Annotated in this window: 16 protein-coding genes and 1 riboswitch; of the genes, 6 read left to right on the forward strand and 10 right to left on the reverse strand. The window is 62.4% G+C overall.

Going from position 1 to position 20,746, the window contains the following annotated elements:
- Window positions 1-69: 69 nt before the first annotated feature.
- Window positions 70-175: riboswitch (TPP riboswitch) on the reverse strand.
- 196 nt (window positions 176-371) lie between these two features.
- Window positions 372-1,811: a TolC family outer membrane protein gene (locus tag AO064_RS16415; protein ID WP_012721888.1), complete on the forward strand. Its 1,440-nt coding sequence runs from the start codon at window positions 372-374 to the stop codon at window positions 1,809-1,811.
- Between the two features lie 122 nt (window positions 1,812-1,933).
- Here the strand turns inward: AO064_RS16415 and waaA are convergent, their stop codons facing one another.
- Both waaA and AO064_RS16425 read right to left on the reverse strand, forming a co-directional pair.
- Window positions 1,934-3,211, reverse strand: coding sequence for a lipid IV(A) 3-deoxy-D-manno-octulosonic acid transferase (gene waaA, locus AO064_RS16420; RefSeq protein ID WP_064053998.1), 1,278 nt, complete (start codon window positions 3,209-3,211; stop codon window positions 1,934-1,936).
- Between the two features lie 23 nt (window positions 3,212-3,234).
- Window positions 3,235-4,125, reverse strand: coding sequence for a LysR family transcriptional regulator (locus tag AO064_RS16425; RefSeq protein ID WP_012721886.1), 891 nt, complete (start codon window positions 4,123-4,125; stop codon window positions 3,235-3,237).
- Between the two features lie 102 nt (window positions 4,126-4,227).
- On the opposite strand from AO064_RS16425, the gene AO064_RS16430 reads away from it, so the two are divergent.
- The 4 genes from AO064_RS16430 to AO064_RS16445 are packed head-to-tail and all read left to right on the forward strand — an operon-like array spanning window position 4,228 to window position 7,604.
- Entirely contained in the window at window positions 4,228-4,563 is a 336-nt protein-coding gene (locus tag AO064_RS16430; RefSeq protein ID WP_012721885.1) for a DMT family transporter, read from the forward strand.
- Between the two features lie 55 nt (window positions 4,564-4,618).
- Complete coding sequence (locus AO064_RS16435) at window positions 4,619-5,794, forward strand: NAD(P)/FAD-dependent oxidoreductase (protein WP_064053999.1); 1,176 nt, start codon at window positions 4,619-4,621, stop codon at window positions 5,792-5,794.
- Window positions 5,791-6,603, forward strand: a complete 813-nt coding sequence (locus AO064_RS16440) for an aldo/keto reductase (protein WP_064054000.1) — start codon at window positions 5,791-5,793, stop codon at window positions 6,601-6,603. The genes AO064_RS16435 and AO064_RS16440 overlap by 4 nt, the downstream gene beginning before the upstream one ends.
- A gap of 41 nt (window positions 6,604-6,644) precedes the next feature.
- Window positions 6,645-7,604, forward strand: coding sequence for a hypothetical protein (locus tag AO064_RS16445; RefSeq protein ID WP_012721882.1), 960 nt, complete (start codon window positions 6,645-6,647; stop codon window positions 7,602-7,604).
- A 494-nt stretch (window positions 7,605-8,098) separates the two neighbouring features.
- Here the strand turns inward: AO064_RS16445 and AO064_RS16450 are convergent, their stop codons facing one another.
- From AO064_RS16450 to msbA, 3 genes are all read right to left on the reverse strand, one after another.
- Window positions 8,099-9,025, reverse strand: coding sequence for an NAD-dependent epimerase/dehydratase family protein (locus AO064_RS16450; protein WP_064054001.1), 927 nt, complete (start codon window positions 9,023-9,025; stop codon window positions 8,099-8,101).
- The gene (gene hldE / locus AO064_RS16455) at window positions 9,018-10,442 is read right to left on the reverse strand and encodes a bifunctional D-glycero-beta-D-manno-heptose-7-phosphate kinase/D-glycero-beta-D-manno-heptose 1-phosphate adenylyltransferase HldE (protein ID WP_012721880.1); all 1,425 of its coding nucleotides are present in this window, start codon (window positions 10,440-10,442) and stop codon (window positions 9,018-9,020) included. The genes AO064_RS16450 and hldE overlap by 8 nt, the downstream gene beginning before the upstream one ends.
- A 251-nt stretch (window positions 10,443-10,693) precedes the next feature.
- A complete protein-coding gene (gene msbA, locus AO064_RS16460) occupies window positions 10,694-12,499 on the reverse strand; it encodes a lipid A export permease/ATP-binding protein MsbA (RefSeq protein WP_064054002.1) in 1,806 nt (601 codons plus the stop codon).
- A 159-nt stretch (window positions 12,500-12,658) separates the two neighbouring features.
- Between msbA and AO064_RS16465 the strand changes: the two genes are divergently transcribed.
- Window positions 12,659-14,521 carry a bifunctional O-antigen ligase/aminoglycoside phosphotransferase family protein gene (locus tag AO064_RS16465; protein WP_064054003.1) on the forward strand — a complete coding sequence of 621 codons (1,863 nt, stop codon included), beginning with the start codon at window positions 12,659-12,661 and terminating at the stop codon, window positions 14,519-14,521.
- A 54-nt stretch (window positions 14,522-14,575) separates the two neighbouring features.
- Here AO064_RS16465 and AO064_RS16470 read toward each other — a convergent pair whose 3' ends face one another.
- The 5 genes from AO064_RS16470 to AO064_RS16490 are packed head-to-tail and all read right to left on the reverse strand — an operon-like array spanning window position 14,576 to window position 20,713.
- Window positions 14,576-15,457: a glycosyltransferase gene (locus AO064_RS16470; RefSeq protein WP_064054004.1), complete on the reverse strand. Its 882-nt coding sequence runs from the start codon at window positions 15,455-15,457 to the stop codon at window positions 14,576-14,578.
- Window positions 15,454-16,602 (reverse strand): glycosyltransferase, encoded by a 1,149-nt coding sequence (locus tag AO064_RS16475; protein ID WP_012721876.1) that lies wholly within the window; start codon window positions 16,600-16,602, stop codon window positions 15,454-15,456. The genes AO064_RS16470 and AO064_RS16475 overlap by 4 nt, the downstream gene beginning before the upstream one ends.
- A 59-nt stretch (window positions 16,603-16,661) precedes the next feature.
- On the reverse strand, window positions 16,662-18,062 hold the full coding sequence (locus AO064_RS16480) for a PIG-L deacetylase family protein (RefSeq protein ID WP_064054005.1): 1,401 nt from the start codon (window positions 18,060-18,062) through the stop codon (window positions 16,662-16,664).
- The gene (locus AO064_RS16485) at window positions 18,059-18,955 is read right to left on the reverse strand and encodes an antimicrobial resistance protein Mig-14 (protein WP_046033908.1); all 897 of its coding nucleotides are present in this window, start codon (window positions 18,953-18,955) and stop codon (window positions 18,059-18,061) included. Before AO064_RS16485 ends, AO064_RS16480 begins: the two co-directional genes overlap by 4 nt.
- Window positions 18,956-20,713 carry a carbamoyltransferase family protein gene (locus tag AO064_RS16490; RefSeq protein ID WP_003187998.1) on the reverse strand — a complete coding sequence of 586 codons (1,758 nt, stop codon included), beginning with the start codon at window positions 20,711-20,713 and terminating at the stop codon, window positions 18,956-18,958.
- Window positions 20,714-20,746 lie beyond the last annotated feature (33 nt).

Here is a 20,746-nt window from a genome sequence, read left to right on the forward strand (position 1 = left end):
CTGTGCTAGGCACGAGGGCTGTTCGATGGTCGAACAGCCTCCCGGACGAAGCACAAGAGGACTCGCCGGGTGACGAGAAATCTTGTTCCCTACGCAGGCGCTAACCTGATCAGGTTCAACGGGATCCGGTATTTACCGATCTCAGCCTTCCAACAAGGCACCCCGACAAGAACGCGGCCAGTCTAGACCATGCCATGGGGAAATTGCCAATGGCGGTGCATTCAGCGTGATGAATGGCTCTTTTGCAGGATTGTTGTGTGGTGATCGCGCCACTACACTCGGTGACTGCTCAAGCCCTTGACGCTAGGCGTTCGCCGCCTTAGCCTTGAGCGCCAAATTACAATCGTAATATTCAAACTAGGGATCGCCTCATGCTGCGCAAACTTTCACTGGCTCTCGCCGTGTCTTGTGCGACCAACGGAATGGTCTGGGCAGCTGAAGCGCCCTTGTCCGCCAAAACTGACTTGGTCAGCGTCTACCAGGAAGCGGTGGACAACAACGCCGACCTGGCCGCTGCCCGCGCCCAGTACGGCGCGCAAAAAGAAGTGGTGCCCCAGGCCCGTGCCGGGCTGCTGCCCAACCTGTCGGGCGGTGCCGATATCAACAACGTGCGCACCCAGATCGACACCCCGGCCGCCACCGCCAACCGCGATGCGCATTCCTGGCGCGCGACCTTGAGCCAGCCGCTGTTCCGCGCCGACCGCTGGTTCCAGTTGCAGGCTGCCGAGGCCACCAACGAACAGGCCGCGCTGCAATTGTCGGCCACGGAACAAAACCTGATCCTGCAAAGCGCCGAAAGCTACTTTGCCGTGCTGCGCGCCCAAGACAACCTGGCCTCGACCAAGGCCGAAGAAAACGCCTTCAAGCGCCAGCTGGACCAGTCCAACGAGCGATTTGACGTGGGCCTGTCGGACAAGACCGACGTGCTGCAATCCCAAGCCAGCTACGACACTGCCCGTGCCAATCGGATCCTGGCCCAGCGCCAAGTGGAAGACGCCTTTGAAGCACTGATCACCCTGACCAACCGCCAGTACAACTCGATCCAGGGCATCGTCCACACGCTGCCGGTGCTGCCACCGCTGCCGAACGACGCCAAGGCCTGGGTTGAAACCGCCGGCCGCCAGAACCTTAACCTGCTCGCCAGCAACTACGCCGTTACCGCCGCCGAAGAAACCCTCAAGCAGCGCAAGGCCGGGCATGCCCCGACGCTCGACGCAGTGGCGCAATATGAAAAAGGCGATAACGACGCCCTTGGTTTCAGCAACCCGAATGCCTTCGGCACCCCCTATCGCGGCGATGTGGAACAACGCACCATCGGCCTGCGCCTGAACATCCCGCTCTACAGCGGTGGGCTGACCAGTTCACAAGTGCGTGAATCCTACTCGCGCCTGGGCCAGACCGAGCAACAGCGCGAAGGCCTGCGCCGCCAGGTGGTGGAAAACACCCGCAACCTGCACCGTGCGGTGAACACCGATGTGGAACAGGTGCAGGCACGCCGCCAGTCGATCATCTCCAACCAGAGCGCGGTGGAAGCCACGGAAATCGGTTACCAGGTGGGGACGCGCAACATCGTCGACGTCTTGGATTCCCAACGCCAGCTCTACGCATCGGTGCGCAACTACAACAACAGCCGCTATGACTACATCCTCGACAACCTGCGCTTGAAGCAGGCGGCGGGCACCTTGAACCCAGGTGACCTGCAGGACTTGGCGCGCTACCTCAAGGCTGACTACAACCCCGACCGCGACTTCCTGCCGCCGGACCTGGCCAAAGCGGCGGCCGAACAACTCAAGGCCCGCCCCGCCAACTGAATCCACTGCAAACCCATGTGGGAGGGGGCTTGCCCCCGATAGCAGAGTGTCAGGCACTGTATAGGTGACTGATCTACCGCCATCGGGGGCAAGCCCCCTCCCACATTTGGTTAGGTGGTGATTCAGTTAGCTAGCAGTCGACCTAAACCATCCAGTAAACGCCTCAACGCGCCCTGGTTGGCCTGCATCACCTTGAGCCCCGCCTGCGCCATCTTGCGGGCATCCTGCGGCAGTTCGAACAACTGCCGTACGGCCTCAGCCAATCCTTCAGCGTCCTCCACTTCTCGCAACGCACCCGCTTCACGCATCATCGCGGTGATTTCGAGGAAGTTGAACACGTGGGGGCCCATCATCACAGGCTTGGCCAGCGCGGCCGGCTCCAGCGGGTTATGCCCACCGGTCGCCACCAGGCTGCCGCCGACAAAGGCGCTGTCGGCCAAGGCATAGAGAAACAGCAGCTCGCCCATGGTGTCACCGAGCAACACCGAAGTGCCCGCCGTGACCGGCTCGTCGCTGGAACGAAGCACCGTGGTAAAACCTTGCTGTTCACACAGTTCGAACATCGCGCCGAAGCGTTCCTGGTGACGCGGCACCAGAATCAGCAGCGCGTTGGGATAGCTTTCGAGCAGTTGACGATGGGCGGCCAGCACCACCTCATCTTCACCTTCATGGGTGCTGGCGGCGATCCACACCGGACGCTCGCTGGCGCCCCATTGCTCGCGCAACGCAGCCGCACGCACCGGTAATTGGGGGTCGATGGTCAGGTCGAACTTGATCGAGCCAGTGACTTCAACGGTTTCCGGTCGGGCGCCGAGGCTCAGGAAGCGCTGGGCTTCGGTCTGCGTCTGCACGGCGAACACGCTCATCTCAGACAGCATCGGCGCCGTCAGCTTGGCAAAGCGCGCGTAGCCCTTGGCCGAGCGCGCCGACAACCGCGCATTCGCCAATGCCACCGGAATGCCGCGCTGGGCGCAGGCGTGGATATGGTTGGGCCACAGCTCGGTTTCCATGATCACCGCCAGTTTCGGCTGCACACGATCAAGGAAACGCTTGGCGGCGCACGGCAAGTCATAGGGCAAGTAGCAGTGCTGGATTCGAGGTTCATTGGCAAACAGTGCCTGGATGCGCTCGGAACCGGTCGGCGTCATGCAGGTGACGGTGATCGGCAACGTCGGATAGCGTTCCAGCAACCCGCGCACCATCGGCGCGGCAGCGATGCTTTCGCCCACCGATACCGCATGTACCCAGATCCCGCCCGGCCGCATCACCGGCAAGCCATAGGAGAAGCGCTCGCCAACGCGCTTGGCGTAGGCCGGCGCCTTGCGCGCGCGCAGCCACAGACGTAAAGCCACCAAGGGCAGCGCCAGGTAAAACAGACAGCTGTAGAGAGTTCTATTCATGGCGGCGGAGTTTATCGGCTTTTTCAGTCGATCGCCTGCAAGCACTCGGCAAATCGTTTGGCCAGGAAGCGCGCGGCGGGCCCCAGATGCTCGTCGCGCCGCCACACCAGCTCCACCACCAGGGCCGGTGGCGTCCATTCGCTGTCCAGTTCTACCATCTGTTGCTGATAGGTCGGGTACTGCACGATATGCCGGGGCAGCCAGGCCCAGCCCAGGCCACTCATCAACCATTCGGCCAGCACGTAGAAACTGTCGGCACGCCACACCAGCGGACTGGCCGCTTCGCTGCCGGGGTAGACACTGGTCTGGGTCGACATCAGCAACTGCCGGAACTGCGCCAGGCGCTGGCAGGTCACGTACGTTTCCTTGGCCAGCGGGTGATTCACGCCGCACACGGTGACCATCTCCACGCTGCCGACCACCCGCCGCTCGAGGGCTTCGGGGATCTGGTCGTGGTAGAACAGCAAGCCTAAATCAGCCTGGCGCTCCACCAGTTTGCGCGCCACATCGCCCTGGGCCGCGCTGGACAGTTGCACCTCCAGCAACGGGTATTGCACGGCCAGTGCCTCAAGGCTATCGAGCACCGGCTGGAACAACATCGCTTCATCCTGGGCCAGGCGCAGGCAAGCCTCCTCGCCGCGTGTCAATGACAGCGCCCGGCCATTGAGCCGCTCGCACTGGCGCAGCACTTCGCGCGCCTCCTCCAGCAACACGCTGCCGGCTTCGGTCAGCCGCGGCTGGCGGCCGCTGCTACGCTCGAACAGGCTCACGCCCAGGTCCGTCTCCAGCATCGCAATCGCGTTGCTGACCGCCGATTGGGCCTTACGCTGCTGGCGCGCTACCGCCGAAAACGAACGCTGCTCGGCGACGCTGACAAACAGGCGCATCTGCTCCAGATCCCATTGCACGCTCATGGCTCAACCCATCTCTAATTCGGATAGGTAATGACTTTACCCCATCTGATTGAAGGCTAGAATGCCAGCCTTATCTGATTGCATTACCCCGAGGATTGACCCATGAACGCCGCTTACTGCTACCTGGCCATTGCCATCTGCTCGGAAGTGATCGCCACCGTTTCCATGAAAGCCATCAAGGGCTGGAGCACGCCGATCCCACTGCTGCTGGTGATCGTAGGCTACGGCGTGGCGTTCTGGATGCTGACGCTGGTCGTGCGCACGGTGCCGGTGGGCGTGGCCTACGCGGTGTGGGCCGGGATGGGCATTGTGATGGTGAGCATCGCGGCGCTGTTTATCTACGGGCAGAAGCTGGATATTCCGGCGATGCTGGGGATGGGCCTGATTGTGCTGGGCGTGGTAGTGATTCAGCTGTTCTCGAAAACCGCCGGGCACTGACCACCTCTCAACAGCCTGTATACTGCGCCTCTTGTCTTGAACACTGAGGTCGCCCATGCCATCCGTTATTTCCACCGACGTTCTGATTGTCGGCGCCGGGGTTGCCGGCCTCTGGCTGAATGCGCGCCTGCGCCGCCAGGGGTTTTCCACGGTGGTGGTGGAAAGCGCCACCTTGGGGGGTGGGCAAAGCGTGAAGTCCCAGGGGATTATTCACGGCGGTGCCAAATACGCCCTGCACGGCGCGCTCACCGGCGCTTCCGAAGCCATTGCCGATATGCCGCGCCGCTGGCGTGAAGCGTTGGCGGGCAGTGGCGAGCTGGACCTGTCCGGCGTGCGCTTGTTGTCCGAAGCGCATTACCTGTGGTCCCCCGGCACCCTCGCCGGCAACCTCACCAGTTTTTTCGCCAGCAAGGCCGTGCGCGGCCGTGTCGACCAGGTCAAGGGCGACGACCTGCCCCCGGCCCTGCAAGACCGTCGCTTCAAGGGCAAGGTCTATCGCCTGGCGGAGCTGGTCATCGATGTGCCGAGCCTGATTGATCGCCTGGCGCAACTGGCCGGCGATGGTTTGCTTGCTGGGCAACACATCGAACCGTTGCGCGAAGGCGACGCACTGGTGGGCCTGAAGGTCGACGGTCGCGAGATCCGCGCCCAGCGCATCGTGCTGAGTGCCGGCGCCGGCACGGCTGGTCTGCTGTCCGCGCTGGGCCTGAGCCAGCCGGCCATGCAGACGCGCCCCTTGCACATGATCATCGCCAAAGGCCCCGGCCTGAAACCGCTGTACGCGCACTGCCTGGGCGGCGGCACCAAGCCGCGCATCACCGTCACCACGCACCCGGCGGCGGATGGCAACTGGGTCTGGTACATGGGCGGCGACATCGCCGAGGCCGATGGCGTGGCCCGCACACCGCAGGAGCAGATCGCCACGGCCCAGAAAGAGCTGGCGCAATTGCTGCCGTGGATCGACATGAGCCAGACCCAATGGGCCACGCTGCGCGTCGACCGTGCCGAGCCGCTGCAATCAGGCCTGAGCCGCCCCGACAACGCCTTCCTCGCCGAGCAAGACCGCCTGCTCGTGGGCTGGCCGACCAAACTGGCGTTGGCACCGGACTTCGCTGATCGCGTCATCGGCAGCCTCGAACGTGACGGCATCCGCCCAAGCGCCAGCGAGCCGTTGCCCGACCTGCCAAAACCCGCCATCGGCGTACCTGCCTGGGAGCAATTGTTGCCATGAGCCTACCCACCCTGCACGACCTGCATCGCTCCCTGGGCAGCACCGGCCTGTTGGTCTCGCCGCTGGGCCTGGGCACCGTGAAGCTGGGGCGCGACCAAGGGGTCAAATACCCCAGTGGCTTCCAGATTCCCGGTGACGACGAAGCCCGCATGCTGTTGCGCCAGGCTCGCGAACTGGGGATCAACCTGATCGATACCGCGCCGGCCTATGGCATGAGCGAGGAACGTCTGGGACCGCTGCTGCGTGACCAGCGCAAGGACTGGGTGATTGTCAGCAAGGTCGGTGAAGAGTTCGAGAATGGCGCGTCCAGCCACGACTTCAGCGCCGCTCACACGCGGATGTCCATCGAGCGCAGCTTGAAACGACTTGAAACTGATTTTATCGACCTGGTGCTGGTGCACTCCGACGGCAACGACCTGCACATCCTCAACGACTGCGAGGTGTACGACACGCTGGCGGCGCTGAAGCAGGAAGGCAAGATCCGTGGTTTCGGCTTCTCCGGGAAAACCGTCGAGGGCGGCGTGAAGGCTCTGGAACAGGGCGATTGCGCCATGGTCACCTACAATCTGAACGAACAGGCCGAGAAAGCCGTCATTGAGTATGCAGCGGCACACGGCAAGGGCATCCTGGTGAAAAAAGCCCTGGCAAGCGGCCACGTGTGCCTGGAGCCGGGAATGGATCCAATTCGTGCCAGTTTCATGTTGTTGTTTGCGCAAACGGGCGTCGCCAGTGCTATTGTCGGGACCATTAATCCGCTGCACCTGGCCCATAACGTGGCGACCGCTGCCCAAGTCATTCGTCAACTCTGATGCCGCCGACGCGGCCGACCCCGTCGCAAGAAGGAGCCGACATGCCGCGAACGCTCATAAGAAAAAACCCCAGCAACTTTAAAACACTGCCGCTGCACGTCGAAGCCACCCCCGAAGGCCTGAGCTACCAGAGCGTCGGCATGCCGCTCAACTTTGCCCAGACCCTGCAACGGCGCAAGCCGGTGGAGGTGGCCGACCCCGAGCGTTTCGCCCTGGAACTGGCCAACCTTGGCGTGTCGGTGCGCCTCACCCTGCATTGGCAAAACAAGGACTATTGGGTGCTGGTGCGCCAGCGCCGCCAGGACCGTGGCGACGTGGTGCTCAAGCTGATCTCCGGCTACGTGCCCGCCCATGAACTGAACCTGCCGCTGCACACCGCCATCCAGGAAATCGCCGAAGAGTGCCTGCTGGAGACCCCGGAAGGCTGGCTCAGCGGGCGCTTCAACGACACGTGGTTGCCGGCGCCCTACTCGGCCGCGCTGCATTACCGCGAAGCCCTGCCCTTTCGCCTCAGCCCGCTGTCCGGCGCAGCCCGCCCGGTTCGATGCGCCACCACGCAGTTGATCGAACGCCCGCGCGCCTATGTGCACCTGCCCACCGCATCGCTGCAATTGATTTACGACCTGCGTCTTGAAGTCCCCAAGGAAGCCAAATCCCTGAGCCTGTTCCATGTGGACGAGCGCCTGGAAGGCGACCAACTGGTTGCCCGCCTCGACCGTCAGCGCCCGGACCTGTACCTGATGCCGCTGAAAGACGGCCAACCCCAGGCTGAGCTCTACACGGTCAAGAAAGACCAGCTGTACCCAGCGAGCACGCGGGGTTTGTACCTGGCGGAAAGCTTCGCCCAGCAGGAAGGTTGGCTGGTGCGTGAGGAGCGGATTCGCTGGAAGGATTGGCTGCGCCAGCAAGGCCTGGCAGCGCCTGAGAAAGAATCGAAACTAAAGCGCCTGGCCCAGCGGGTACTGCGCAAGATCGTGCCGAAGAAAAAAGCCAAGGGCTGAATCAGACTGTAGTGAGCGGGCTCGCCCCACGCTGGGTGGCGAAGCCGCCCCAACAGGGCCGCCTCATTGTGTCAGGCACACTGCGTTGTCGGGTTTGGGGTGGCTTCGCCACCCAGCGCGAGGCAAGCTCGCTCACTACACATTGCGTCAGCCGTTGAGCAAGTGCTGGTTATTCGCCCGCGAGGGGATTGGCTACGCAAACCAAGGGCTAAGGACTGTAGTGAGCGGGCTTGCCCCGCGCCGGGTGGCGAAGCCGCCCCAACAGGGCCGCCTCATTGTGTCAGGTACACCGCGTTAAGCGCTGGTTATTCGCCCGCGAGAGGATTGGGGCTACGCAAACCAAGGGCCAAGGACTGTAGTGAGCGGGCTCGCCCCGCGCTGGGTGGCGCAGCCGCCCCAACAGGGCCGCCTCATTGTGTCAAGCACACCGCGTTGTCGGGTTTGGGGTGGCTTCGCCACCCAGCGCGGGGCAAGCCCGCTCACTACACATTGCGTCAGCCGTTGAGCAAGCGTTCCAGTCCGACCTTCAACGGGGTGGGCTCGGGCAGCGTGAAGCTCGCCAGCAAGCGCCGGTTATTCGCCCGCGAGTGGCGGATATCACCAGAGCGCGCCGGCCCGTAAGTGATAGCCGGCAACGTACCCACCACTTCTTCCAGGGCCTGCAACACTTGCTTGAGCGTAGTGGTGCGGTTCCAACCCACATTGATTGCGCCCAGCGGCGCGGCTGGCGCTTCGATGGCCTGCACCAGCACATCCACCAGGTCTTCCACGTACATGAAGTCACGGGTTTGCTCGCCATCGCCAAACACGGCAATCGGCACGCCCTGCTGCACGCGCTCGCTGAAGATACTGATCACGCCGGAGTACGGCGATGAAGGATCCTGGCGTGGCCCGAAGATATTAAAGAAGCGGAAGATCACCGGCTCCAGACCGTGCTGGCGGCGGTAGAAGTCGAAGTAGTGCTCGCTGGCCAACTTGTCGGACGCATAGGGCGTCAACGGCGCCTTGGTGGTCTCTTCGTCAATCGAAGCACCCTCGCCATTGTTGCCATACACCGCAGCGCTGGAGGCATACACCACGCGTTTGACGCCTGCTTTGCGCATGGCTTCGCAGACATTCAAGGTGCCGACGAAATTGCTCTGGTGCGTGCTGACCGGGTCATCCACCGACGCCTGCACCGAGGCCACGGCCGCCAGGTGCACCACCGCCGTTGCGCCGACGGCAGCACGGGCTACCAAATCGGCATCGGCCACATCACCTTCCAGCAGTTCGACGCGCGGATCGTGCAACGGCAAGTTACTGCGCTTGCCGGTGGACAGGTTGTCCAGCACCCGCACGCCGTAACCCTTGGCAAGCAGCGCATCGACCAGGTGCGAGCCAATAAAACCGGCGCCGCCGGTGATAAGAACCTGCTTACTCATTGTTACGGATCTTCTCGACAATGGCGGTGGTCGAGCTGTTCTCGACCAAGCCCAGTACTTTGACCTTGCCACCGTAGGCACTGACGATATCTGCCCCCACGACCTGGTCGACGGAATAATCGCCGCCTTTGACCAGCACATCCGGCTTGACCTGGGCCAGCAGGTTTTCCGGGGTCGCTTCCGGGAAGCTGATCACCCAGTCCACCGCGCCCAGGCCAGCCAGCACGGCCATGCGCCGGTCGACACTGTTGATCGGGCGGCCAGGGCCTTTCAGGCGGCTCACCGAAGCGTCGTCGTTGACCGCAACGATCAGGCGATCGCCTTGGGCACGCGCTTGTTCAAGGTAAGTCACGTGACCGGCGTGCAGGATGTCGAAGCAGCCGTTGGTGAACACAATGCTTTCGTTGTGGGCACGCGCATCGTCAATCGCCAGCAGCAGCTGCTCGATGGTCAGCACTCCACGTTCCGAACCTTCGGAACGCTGGATCGCACGGCGCAATTCAGGCGCGCTGATCGCGGCGGTACCCAACTTGCCCACCACGATACCCGCCGCCAGGTTGGCCAGGGCCACGGCGTGGGGCAGTTCTTCACCCGCCGCAATCGAGGCGGCCAGGGTGGAAATCACGGTGTCGCCAGCGCCGGTGACGTCGAACACTTCACGGGCCCGTGCTGGCAAGTGCATGGCCGGGTGGCCGGGGCGCAGCAAAGTCATGCCGTGCTCGCCACGGGTCACCAGCAAGGCGCCCAGATCGAGGTCGGCCATCAGCGCCGCGCCCTTGGTCACCAGGTCGTGCTCATCGGCGCAACCGCCGACGATGGCTTCGAACTCGCTGAGATTAGGCGTGATCAGGCTGGCTCCCCGATAAATCGAGAAGTCCTTGCCCTTGGGATCGGCCAATACCGGGATGCCCTTGGCCTTGGCGGCCTGGATCAGTTCCTGGTGGTTCTTCAAGGCGCCTTTGCCGTAGTCCGACAACACCAGCACCTTGACGCCTTCGAGCAACTCGTCGACCTGACCGTTCAGGGCCAGGGCGTCGGTGGCGAAAGGTTCTTCAAAATCGATACGCAGCAATTGCTGGTGACGGCTCATGACCCGCAGCTTGACGATGGTCGGCTGGTGGGCAATGCGCTGGAACAGTGCGCGCACGCCAGCACCGCGCAAGCTGTTGGCCAGGCTTTCGGCGGCTTCGTCGTCGCCGGTCACACCGACCAGGGAGGCCGGGGCGCCGAGGGCGGCAATATTAAGGGCAACGTTGGCAGCGCCACCTGGACGGTCTTCGATTTGCTCGACCTTGACTACCGGTACCGGCGCCTCAGGGGAAATCCGTGAGGTACCGCCATGCCAGTAACGGTCGAGCATGACATCGCCGACCACCAAGACAGGGGCTTGATCGAATCGCGGCATGGACAACTTCATGGAGCAACCCACATACAAAATGAACAGGGGCGCGATATTAGCACAGGGTTACAGGAGGCTTGTGGAGCAGTGAATCCACTGAGGGTCAAATGGGGGAGCGGGCTTGCTGTGGTGAGGGGCGGGGCAAGGATTCGACGTGCCGCTCCCGGCGGGTACATTGAAGATCCAATAGGGCTGCTTCGCAGCCCAGCGCGGGGCAAGCCCGCTCACCACAGGAAGCCCGCACACATGAGGCTTGTGCAGCCATTGGATCAGGTGATGTCAGCCGACACCGGCGCATCCAGGCCCATGGCGTGCAGGCGGGCGTAGTAGCCGTTCTGCGCCAGCAGCTCGCTGTGGGTGCCACGCTCGACGATCCGGCCGTCGTCCATCACCAGAATCAGGTCGGCCTTCTCGATGGTGGACAAACGGTGCGCGATCACCAGGGTGGTGCGGCCTTGCATGACCTTGTCCAGCGCCGCCTGAATGTGCCGCTCGGACTCAGTGTCGAGGGCCGAGGTGGCCTCGTCGAGAATCAGCAACGGCGCGTTCTTCAGCAAGGCACGGGCAATCGCCAGGCGCTGGCGTTGGCCACCGGACAGCAATACGCCGTTTTCGCCAACCTGGGTGTCAAAGCCCTTGGGCAGTTGGTCGATGAAGTCCTTGGCATTGGCATCCGCCGCTGCCGCTTCAACGTCCGCCCGTGGCGCGCCGGCCAGGTCGCCGTAGGCGATGTTGTTGGTCACCGTGTCGCTGAACAGCGTCACGTGCTGGGTCACCTGGGCGATGTGCTTGCGCAGGTTGAGCAGCTTGTAGTCTTCGATCTCGACGCCGTCCAGCAGGATTTCACCGCTGGCATGGTGGTAGAAACGCGGGATCAGGCTGGCCAGGGTCGACTTACCGCTGCCCGAGCGCCCGACCAGCGCGATCATCTGCCCAGGCTCGGCGGTAAAGCTGATGTCCTTGAGCACATGGCGTTCGGTGCCGGGGTAGGTGAAGTTAAGGTTGCGCACATCGAGACGACCGCTGACCTTGTCACGCTCGAGGGTGCCGTTGTCGATTTCGACGTCTTCGTCCAGCTGTTCGAAGATGCTTTCAGCACCCGCCACACCCTTTTGGATGGTCGAGCTGACTTCCGAGAGCTGGCGAATCGGCTTGGGCAGCAGGCCGGCCAGGGTGATGTAGGCCACCATGTCACCGGCCGAAGCATCGCCGCGCAGATAAAGGACCAGGAACATCAGCACCGCCATGGCGGTGTAGATCACCAGTTGCAGCGCCGGCGTGTAGATCGCCCCGGTGCGGGTCATGCGCAGTTGCTTGTCGGTGTTGCTCTGGCTGGCCTTGAGGAAGCGTTTTTCCTCGTAGACCTCACCCCCGAAGCTACGCACCACGCGGTAGCCCTGGATGGTTTCCGAGGCGACGTGCGTGACGTCGCCCATGGCCACCTGGATCTTCTTGCTCTGCTTGCGGAATTTCTTGCTGGCCGTGCTCACCATCACCGCGATCAACGGCAGGATGGCGATCATCACCAGCGTCAGGCGCCAGTTCATGTACAGCAGCGAGGCAAACAGGAAGATCACCGTCATGCCTTCACGGATCACCACCTTGATCGCATCGGTCGCCGCCCCCGTGACCATGGTCACGTTGAAGGTGATGCGTGAAATCAGGTGCCCGGAGTTGTGATTGTCAAAGTAGCGGTTGGGCAGCGTCAGCAAGTTGTTGAACAACTGCACGCGCAGGTCATGGACCAGGCCCAGGGAAACCTTGGCCAACAGGTAGTTGCCCAGGAACGAACCGAGGCCTTGCCAGGCGGCAATCAGGATGATCAGCAGCGGCACGGCTTGCAGCAATTGCAGGTCACGCAGGAATGGCACGCTGGGGAACAGCACGGCTTCAGGGTTGGAAAGGCCGTCGACGAAGTACTTGAGGATGTACCCCAGCATTGGCTGGGTCGACGCGAAAATCAGAAATCCGACGATACTCAACGCGAACAAGCCGGCATAAGGCTTAACGTAACTGAGCAGGCGGAAGTATATTTTCAAGCTCGAAGGGCTTGCGCTCGGACTGGAGTCGGTCATATCACGCGGCGTTTTGAAAAAGGAGGCTGACTTTAGCACAGCTTCTCTGTTGTACTTGCACCCTGCATGACCCGTAGCCCGGTTGGATCCAACCGGCGACATTATTTAGCCACTACTTTAAGATGGTCGGCTTTCTCAATCTGGAATGGCTTTTACTGTATGCACTCCAAGCGCCTGATCTATGGCTCAAATCGCGTTTTCGACTTCCTGGTCCTGTGGATTTTGCCCATTGGCTTGTTGTTGCTGCTGAGCTCGCTGTTCTTCGTTACCAATCGCAATGTGCTGCACAAGTTCTACTACGGCCTGTTCAGTGCTCCCACCCTGTTGCTGCTGTGCCTGCGCCCCAGGGAACTCAAGGAATTGCTGCGCGAGCCTCTGGCGATCGCGTTCCTGGTGTTTTCCGCCTGGGCGCTGACCAGCCTGCTGTGGAGCCCGGAGCATCACGCCGACACCGACCTGTTCAAGCGCCCACTGCACACCTTCATGCTGTTTGCCGGCTGCGGGCTATTGCTGCATTACCGCAATGAGCTGTTCAAGCCGGTCTTCTTCAGCGCCGCCGTGATTGCGCTGGTGGTGTGCGTGTGCAACCTCGTGGCGTTCTCCAAGGGTTTTGAACCCGGCACGGGCATGCGCATGATCGGTGGCCGTGGCGCCCTCGACAACCCGCTGCTGAGCTCCCACGTTTTCGGCTTTTTCTGCGTCTACTGGCTGTACATCTGCATGACCACCCAGCGCCTGCAGGTGCTGTGGTTCAGCATTCCAGCCCTGGCAATCATGACCTTGACGGTGCTGGCCACCGGTTCGCGCACGCCACTGGTCGCGCTGACCCTGACCATTCTCTGGATGACCTTCGTCAGCCGCAACCGCCGCTCGGCCCTGCTGATCGCCGGCATGGTCCTGGGTGCCGCGGGGCTCCTGCTGTTCTACCCGGAGCTGATCACCAACCGCGGCAGCTCGTTCCGCTTCGAACTCTGGGGCATGTCGCTGCAACGCATCGCCGAACACCCATGGATCGGCCACAGCTACGATTCCGAGCTGTACCTGACCCTGGCCGACGGCTACGAACTGCGCGAACCGCACAGCTTTGCCCTGGGCGTGCTGTATTACGTCGGCATCATCGGCTTTATCCCATGGATCTTCATGATCGGCTGGGGACTCTACAAAGGCCTGAAAGAACGCGCCCAACCACTGTTCATCCTGGCGTCCTCCCTGCTCACCTACGGTATCGGCGCCGGGCTGACCGAGGGCGGTGGCATCCTGTCGCGGCCCAAGGAGCATTGGTTCCTGCTGTGGATCCCGCTGGCCATCATCGCCGGCCTGAGCATCGCCCAGCGCCGCCGCAGCGTGCTGCGTATGCCGGTGCAAACGCTCAAGCCCGAGGCTTTCGACCGGCTGTGCAGCGATGCCCAGGTAATTGAAGCCGACGGCCTGGGGCCCAAGGTGCTGCGTCTGGCCGACGGCCGCTTCCTGAAGATCTTCCGTCCGCGCCGCTGGTACACCTCGGGCAGTTTCAACCCCTACTCGGAACGGTTTGCCAGCAACGCCGAGCAATTGCGCACCCTGGGCATCCCCACACCGCAGATCCTGGGCCTCTATGGTCTGCGTGATGCCAGCAGCGCCGTCAGCTACACGCCACTGCCCGGACTGACCCTGCGCCAGGCCCTGCAAAGCCTGGACAGCAGCCTGCGCGAGTCGCTGATCGAACGCTTCGGCCAGTTCATGGCCCAGCTGCATGAGCGCGGCGTGTACTTCCGCTCACTGCACTTGGGTAATGTGCTGCTGATGGATGACGGTGAGTTCGGCCTGATCGATATCGCCGACCTGCGCATCTTCCCGTCGCCGCTGCGCAATGCTTTGCGCCAGCGCAACCTGCGCCATATGCAACGCTACCCGCAGGACCGCGCCTGGTTGTTCGAGACACACTTCGAACAGCTCGCCAAAGGTTATGCGTCCGTTGCCAGCCAAGGCGCCACCGCCAAGATCCGCGAGCAAGTGCTGGCATTGGCCAGTCCCGCCGCCTGATAAAAAAGGCGACTATCACTGCTGATAGTCGCCTTTTTCATTCCCCTCGCCGCCTCACTTCCTGAGGGGCGCCAGATATAACCGCACCAACCCACGCAAGGTCTTGCGCCCCCAGAACTTCAGCGGGATCTGCTTGAGGATCTCCCGCGCGAGTGGCCGGTCACGATCGGCCGTCTTGAGGAACATCGAGTTCAGGAAGTTGTAGCGCACCGCGTCATAGGCCGGGTGGTCGCTGAACTTGGCGTAGGTCTTGAGAATGTTCTGGATCATGTAGCGGTGGTTCTTGTAGGTGTTGGCCGCGTGCTGCCGATAGCGCGCCATCACCACGCCGAGGGCGTCGATGGTGTAGCCCGCGGCGGTGATTTTCAATTGGATCAGCAGGTCTTCAAGGGGAATCTGCGGATCGAACCCACCGACTTCCTCCAGCACTTCCCGGCGAATCAACATGGTCGGCGCCGGCGGAAAAGGCTTGCGGTCCATGAACATGTCGTCGAAATCCAGGCTGCGGAACGGCACGTCGCGGCGCTGTTTTTTCTCCGGGTGCAGGTTGCCGTCGCCATCGATCAGCTCGATGTTACCCGCACACATCCCCACCGTTGGCTTGCCTTCCATGTAGGCCACCTGGGTGGCGATGCGGTCCGGCAACATGATGTCATCCGACCCGAACGGGGCGATCAGGCTGCCCTTGGCGCGGGCGATGGCACCATTGAGCGTGGCGGTGAGGCCCTGGTTCTGTTGCACCTGGAAATCAAAACCGTGCTCGGCCTGCAGCCGCTGGATGCGCTCGACGCTGTCATCCTTGGAGCCGTCGTCCACCACCAGCAGCTCGATATTCGGGTACGTCTGGCCAAGCACACTGAGGATGCTCTCTTCGATATACCGGCCGTGGTTGTAGGACGCGATAATCACCGAGACCAGGGGTTGCTGCGCTGTCATGCTCTACCTACTTCTTTCAAACCGGTTTCGATGAGGTTCAGGTACTTCTGCTGGAATTCGGCCAGGGCGTGGTTTTCTTCCAGGTAACGGAACACCTGTTCACCCTTGGCGCGCAATTGTTCGTCACTCATGGCCAGGTAAGTGTCCAGGGCCACTGTCAGTTGCTCGACATTGCCGGGCTCGTGGGACAAACCGCCCGCCCCTTCCACCAGCGGCAGCATGGCCGGCCCGTTGGAAGCAATCACCGGCAAGCGCCCGCTCATGCCTTCCAGCAGCGCCAGGCCCAGGCCTTCAAGCAAGGAAGGCATGGTCCAGATATCGAAGGCGCGCACATACTTGAGACCGTCTTCGCGAAAGCCCAGCAGGTGCGCGCGGCCGGTGAGGCCCAGGCGCTCGATGTCCGCACGCAAGTCTGCTTCGGCACGGCCGGAACCGATGATGCCGACCTGGGCATTAGGGTATTTGTCCTTGAGACGGGCAAACGCCTGCAGCAGGTGCGTATGGCCCTTGATCGGCACCAGGCGCCCCAGCGCGCCGATGATCCGTGCGTCGAGCGGCAGCCCGAGTGCCTGGCGCGCTTGCTCACGCGGCAGCTGCAAGGCTTCGGCCTGGGGAATATCGATGGCGTTGGTGACGAAGGTGGTGTTCTCGCGGGTGAAGCCGCAGTTGAGGCCGATCAGGTAATCCCTGACCGCCGCCGACACCCCGACAAAACGCCAGGCCGGGCTGACCAACCGGCGGGTCTGACGCCGGCGATAGGCGCGCTCGTACTCGCCAAAACCATGGGAGATCCCGATGCACAATGGGATCTTCAACCAGCGGTTGAGGGACAGCATCATGTTCACCGATTTGAAGCGGTTGCAGATGACCACGTCAAACTTCTGCTCGCGGCAATACTTGTAGATCTCCCACATGGCGCCCAGGCGAATGCCCTTGAGCGCCTTCTCGGGAAATTCGAAGTACTTGGAGTGGTCCGCCACGCTCAACGGCTGGCCCGGCTGCGGTCGCCCGCTGAGAAAGGCCGACGTCACCTCAAAGCGCTCCGTCGGCAGCGCCTTGACGATCTGCTCGCCGAGGTCGGCGAAATCATTGAGCTTGACGTTGTAGTCCGGCTGCAACTGCAAAACCTTGAAACGAGGCTTCATATCACTCCATGAGGCAATCGGGCTGCTACACGCGGGCAGCCCGACGAAAAAATTCAATTTCAGTCCTGCTTCAGCACCCAAAGCAGCTCGTGACGGCGCACGGCCTTGCGGAAAAATTCGTTCTCGCCGTAAGGCGATGGACCACGCCCCGCCAGTAATTGCTGCAACAGGCGACGTACCCGACGCTTGAACGGCGCACGGGGCTGCAGGTCATGCATCATGCCCAACGCCATGGCCTTGTCTTGCTGCTGGCTCAGGCTCAGCACCCGGCAATAAGGCTCCAGCACCTGGGCGGCATCGAACTGCGGCGGCAAAGCGATGCCGGCGCCTGAATCACCCATGGGCCAGCGGTCGTTATCATGCAGATGGTTGGCATAGCCGAGCAAGGTGCCCGGTTGCCACTCAAGCCCCTGCAACGCTTGCACCACCGCAGTGTGCGCACAAATATGGTCCGGGTGAGGGTCGAGCACCGGCGTCGGCAACACAATCACCTCGGGGCGCGCCTTGAGCAGCAGCGCGCGCAGGTCGGCAATCAGGTTGTCCCAGGTCGGCGCGCCGTCCACATCGCCCGGCAACGCCAAGGCATTGAACTGGCGGAACAGCCGCGTATCGTCCAGCTGCGCTTCGCGCGAGACCTGGGGCTGATCGGGGGCGTCGCGCATAGCCGGCAGCTGCAGGCAAAAGTACCCCAACTGCACGCAGTGCGCCTCGGGCACGCCGGCCCAACGCGGCACGGCAATGCTGTCCCAGGCACGCAGGCGCCCTTTGATTCGCGCCGCTTCAGCCGGGGGCATGCCCATCTGCTGATAGTGTTCGGCCTCGATTTCACCGGCGGTCAGGGTCACGATCCAGCTTTCATCGGCCTGGCCATACAGGCCGAAAGCGGCCAGTTCGGCATCGTCGGCATGGGGCGCGATCACCATCACCCGCTGGCGGGCAGCGTCCGGCTGACGAAAGACCCACAAGACAGGCTGGCCGATCACGCGGCAAAAACGACCGCGCAGGCGCAGTTCACCGCCGGCCAATGCCGCCGCCGAACCGGTGAGGTTGAGGTAACGCTTGCCGGCCACGCCGCGCTCGAACGCCTGGCGATCGTCCGGAAACTCAACCGCAGGATCAAAGAAACGGCCCCATAGGTTGCTTTTGAGCTGTACTTCGACGATCAGCGTTTCATCGCCAGCCAGCTCGAGCGGCGTATCGGCGAGCAACTTGCCGCCTTCCAGACGCAAGCCGACCTGCTGGCCACTCGACGCAAAACGGTAGTGGTAGTCATCCTTGGGCGAATAAAACAGATGGTCGGCAAACCAGGCTTCATGGGCCACCCACAGCACAATCGCGAGGATCAACGGCAGCCACCAGGCCACCAGCACGCCGGCCGCAATCAACACGAGCAGGCCGATCAGCAGCGCAATGCGTTTATTGCGGCGGTGGCGCTTGAGCAGTTGCTGTTTACGGCTCATACGCTGAACACCGGCACTGGGTTGCACCAGCGCTCCTTGTACTCGCGGTCGGCACGCCCGAAGGAAAAGCGCAGCGGTTTCTCCACCGCCCGCGCCTGTTCCCAGGCGCTTTGCGTATTGAGAAAACTCAGTACGCTGCCGGGGCTGAATGCTCGGGTTTCAGGGTCGACACCGCCGTTGACGTATTCAATGCTGACCCACTCAGGCGACTCGACGCGATACACCAGCTGCACGGCAATCGGCGCATCGTTGAGAAACAGCACCGAGCCCATCAGGAAATCCTTGAGCAACGCCAGCACCTCAGCCAGGCGCTCGGCGCCGGTGGCGGGGAAACCCCAGCGGCGCTGGAACAGATCGCAGTAGATGGCCGCCAGTTCCGTACTGGAGAACTCATTCACCGCCCGCACCACGCCACCCGCCTCTTCCAGCAGACGCAATTCGCGGCGCTGGTTGTAGCGAAATTTCTTCGACAGGTCTTCGGGAGTGCGCGCCATGGCCAACTGCTCGGCCTGCGGCTTGAGGGTGCTGATGCGGCCCTCGTTCAGCGCTGACAAGTAGCGCCCACGATGGCGCACCGGCAACTGCGCATCGGCGGCGATCGGCAGGATGATCTCGGCATTGCCGAGGTCAAACAGGCCTTTCTTGCCACTGCGCTTGAGCACGTCCTTGGACAGGGCCAGGTCGCGTCCCCAGGTGGCAATTGCCCCCTTGAGTTCGCCGTCCTGCTCCCAGCCCAGGTAACGCACCGGAATCTGCGCCAGGTTCGCCAACCGCTCGACAACCTGCGGATGGGTCGCCACGCTGCCGCCAAACCGCTGCCAGGCCTGGGCGTAAACCTCGGCCTCGACAGGCGCCCAGCCACGCTCACGCCAAGCCTGGAAGCGGTTCAGCATTTAGACCACAGCGTCATAAGGGTCCACGCCGTCCTTGACGACCAGGATGTCTTCCATGATCAGGTACTGCAGGTCAGAGCCGAAGAACATGTTCAGCGCGTCAGTCGGCGAGCAGATCATCGCTTCGCCACGACGGTTGAGCGAGGTGTTCAGCGACACGCCGTTACCGGTCAGTACTTCCAGCTCTTTCATCATGTCGTAGTAGCGCGGGTTGTACTCGCGCTTGAGCACCTGGGCGCGGGAGGTGCCATCTTCGTGGACCACTTCCGGCACGCGGGTTTTCCACTCTTCCGACACTTCAAAGGTGAAGGTCATGAACGGCGCCGGGTGATCGACCTTGATCATCTGCGGGGCCACGGTGTCGAGCATCGACGGGCAGAAAGGCCTCCAGCGCTCGCGGAACTTGATCTGGTGGTTGATGCGGTCAGCCACGCCGGTAGCGCTAGGGCAACCGATGATCGAACGACCGCCCAAGGCACGCGGGCCAAACTCCATGCGCCCCTGGAACCAGGCCACCGGGTTGCCGTCGACCATGATCTTGGCGATGCGCTTAGGCATGTTTTCGATCTTGCGCCAGTTCGGCTTGCTCTCGTGCTTGGCGCACGCGGCAATCACGTCTTCGTTGCTGTAGGACGGGCCGAGGTAGACGTGTTCCATCTTCTCGACCGGCACACCACGGGCGTGGGACACATAGGCCGCCGCACCTACCGCGGTGCCGGCATCGCCGGACGCCGGCTGCACGAACAGCTCTTTCACGTCGTCACGGGCGATGATCTTCTGGTTCAGCTTGACGTTCAGTGCACAACCGCCGGCGAAGGCCAGCTTGCCGGTGTCCTTGAGGATGTCGCCCAGGTAGTGGTCGATCATCTGCAGGGCCAGCTTCTCGAACAGCGCCTGCATGCTGGCCGCGTAGTGGATGTACGGCTCGTCGGCGATATCGCCTTCGCGCTTCGGACCCAGCCACTCGATCAGCTTGGGCGAGAAGTAGAAACCCTTGCCCTTCTCTTTATAACGGCGCAGGCCGATGACATTGGCGTAGTCGGTGTTGATCACCAGTTCGCCGTTTTCAAAGGAGGCCAGGCGCGAGAAGTCGTATTTGCTGGCGTCGCCGTACGGCGCCATGCCCATGACCTTGAACTCACCGTCGAGCATCTCGAAACCGAGGAACTCGGTGATCGCGCCGTACAGGCCGCCGAGGGAGTCCGGATCGTAGAATTCCTTGATCTTGTGGATCTTGCCGTTTTCGCCGTAGCCGAAGAACGTGGTGGCGTACTCACCTTTACCGTCGATACCGAGGATCGCGGTTTTTTCCTGGAAGCCGGAACAGTGGTAGGCGCTGGAAGCGTGGGCCAGGTGGTGTTCAACCGGCTCGATCTTGATTTTCTTCGGATCGAAGCCCAGTTGCTCCAGGCACCAGACGATCTTGTTGCGATAGCGCTTGTAGCGACGGTTGCCCATCAGGATCGCGTCGAGGGCGCGGTCCGGGGCGTACCAGTAACGTTTGGCGTAGTGCCAGCGCGCCTCGCCGAACAGGCTGATCGGGGCGAACGGGATCGCCACCACGTCAACGTCGGAAGGCTTGATGCCGGCCTGCTCCAGGCAGAACTTCGCCGACTCGTAGGGCATGCGGTTCTTTGCATGTTTGTCGCGCACAAAGCGCTCTTCTTCGGCGGCCGCGATCAGCTTGCCGTCGATATACAAGGCTGCGGAAGGATCATGGCTAAGGGCGCCGGACAGGCCAAGAATCGTCAATGCCACAGGGGTCTAGCCTCTTTTAGTCTGCATGCAGGC

The sequence above is a fragment of the Pseudomonas marginalis genome, from assembly GCF_001645105.1.
Classification (GTDB): Bacteria; Pseudomonadota; Gammaproteobacteria; order Pseudomonadales; family Pseudomonadaceae; genus Aquipseudomonas; species Aquipseudomonas petroselini.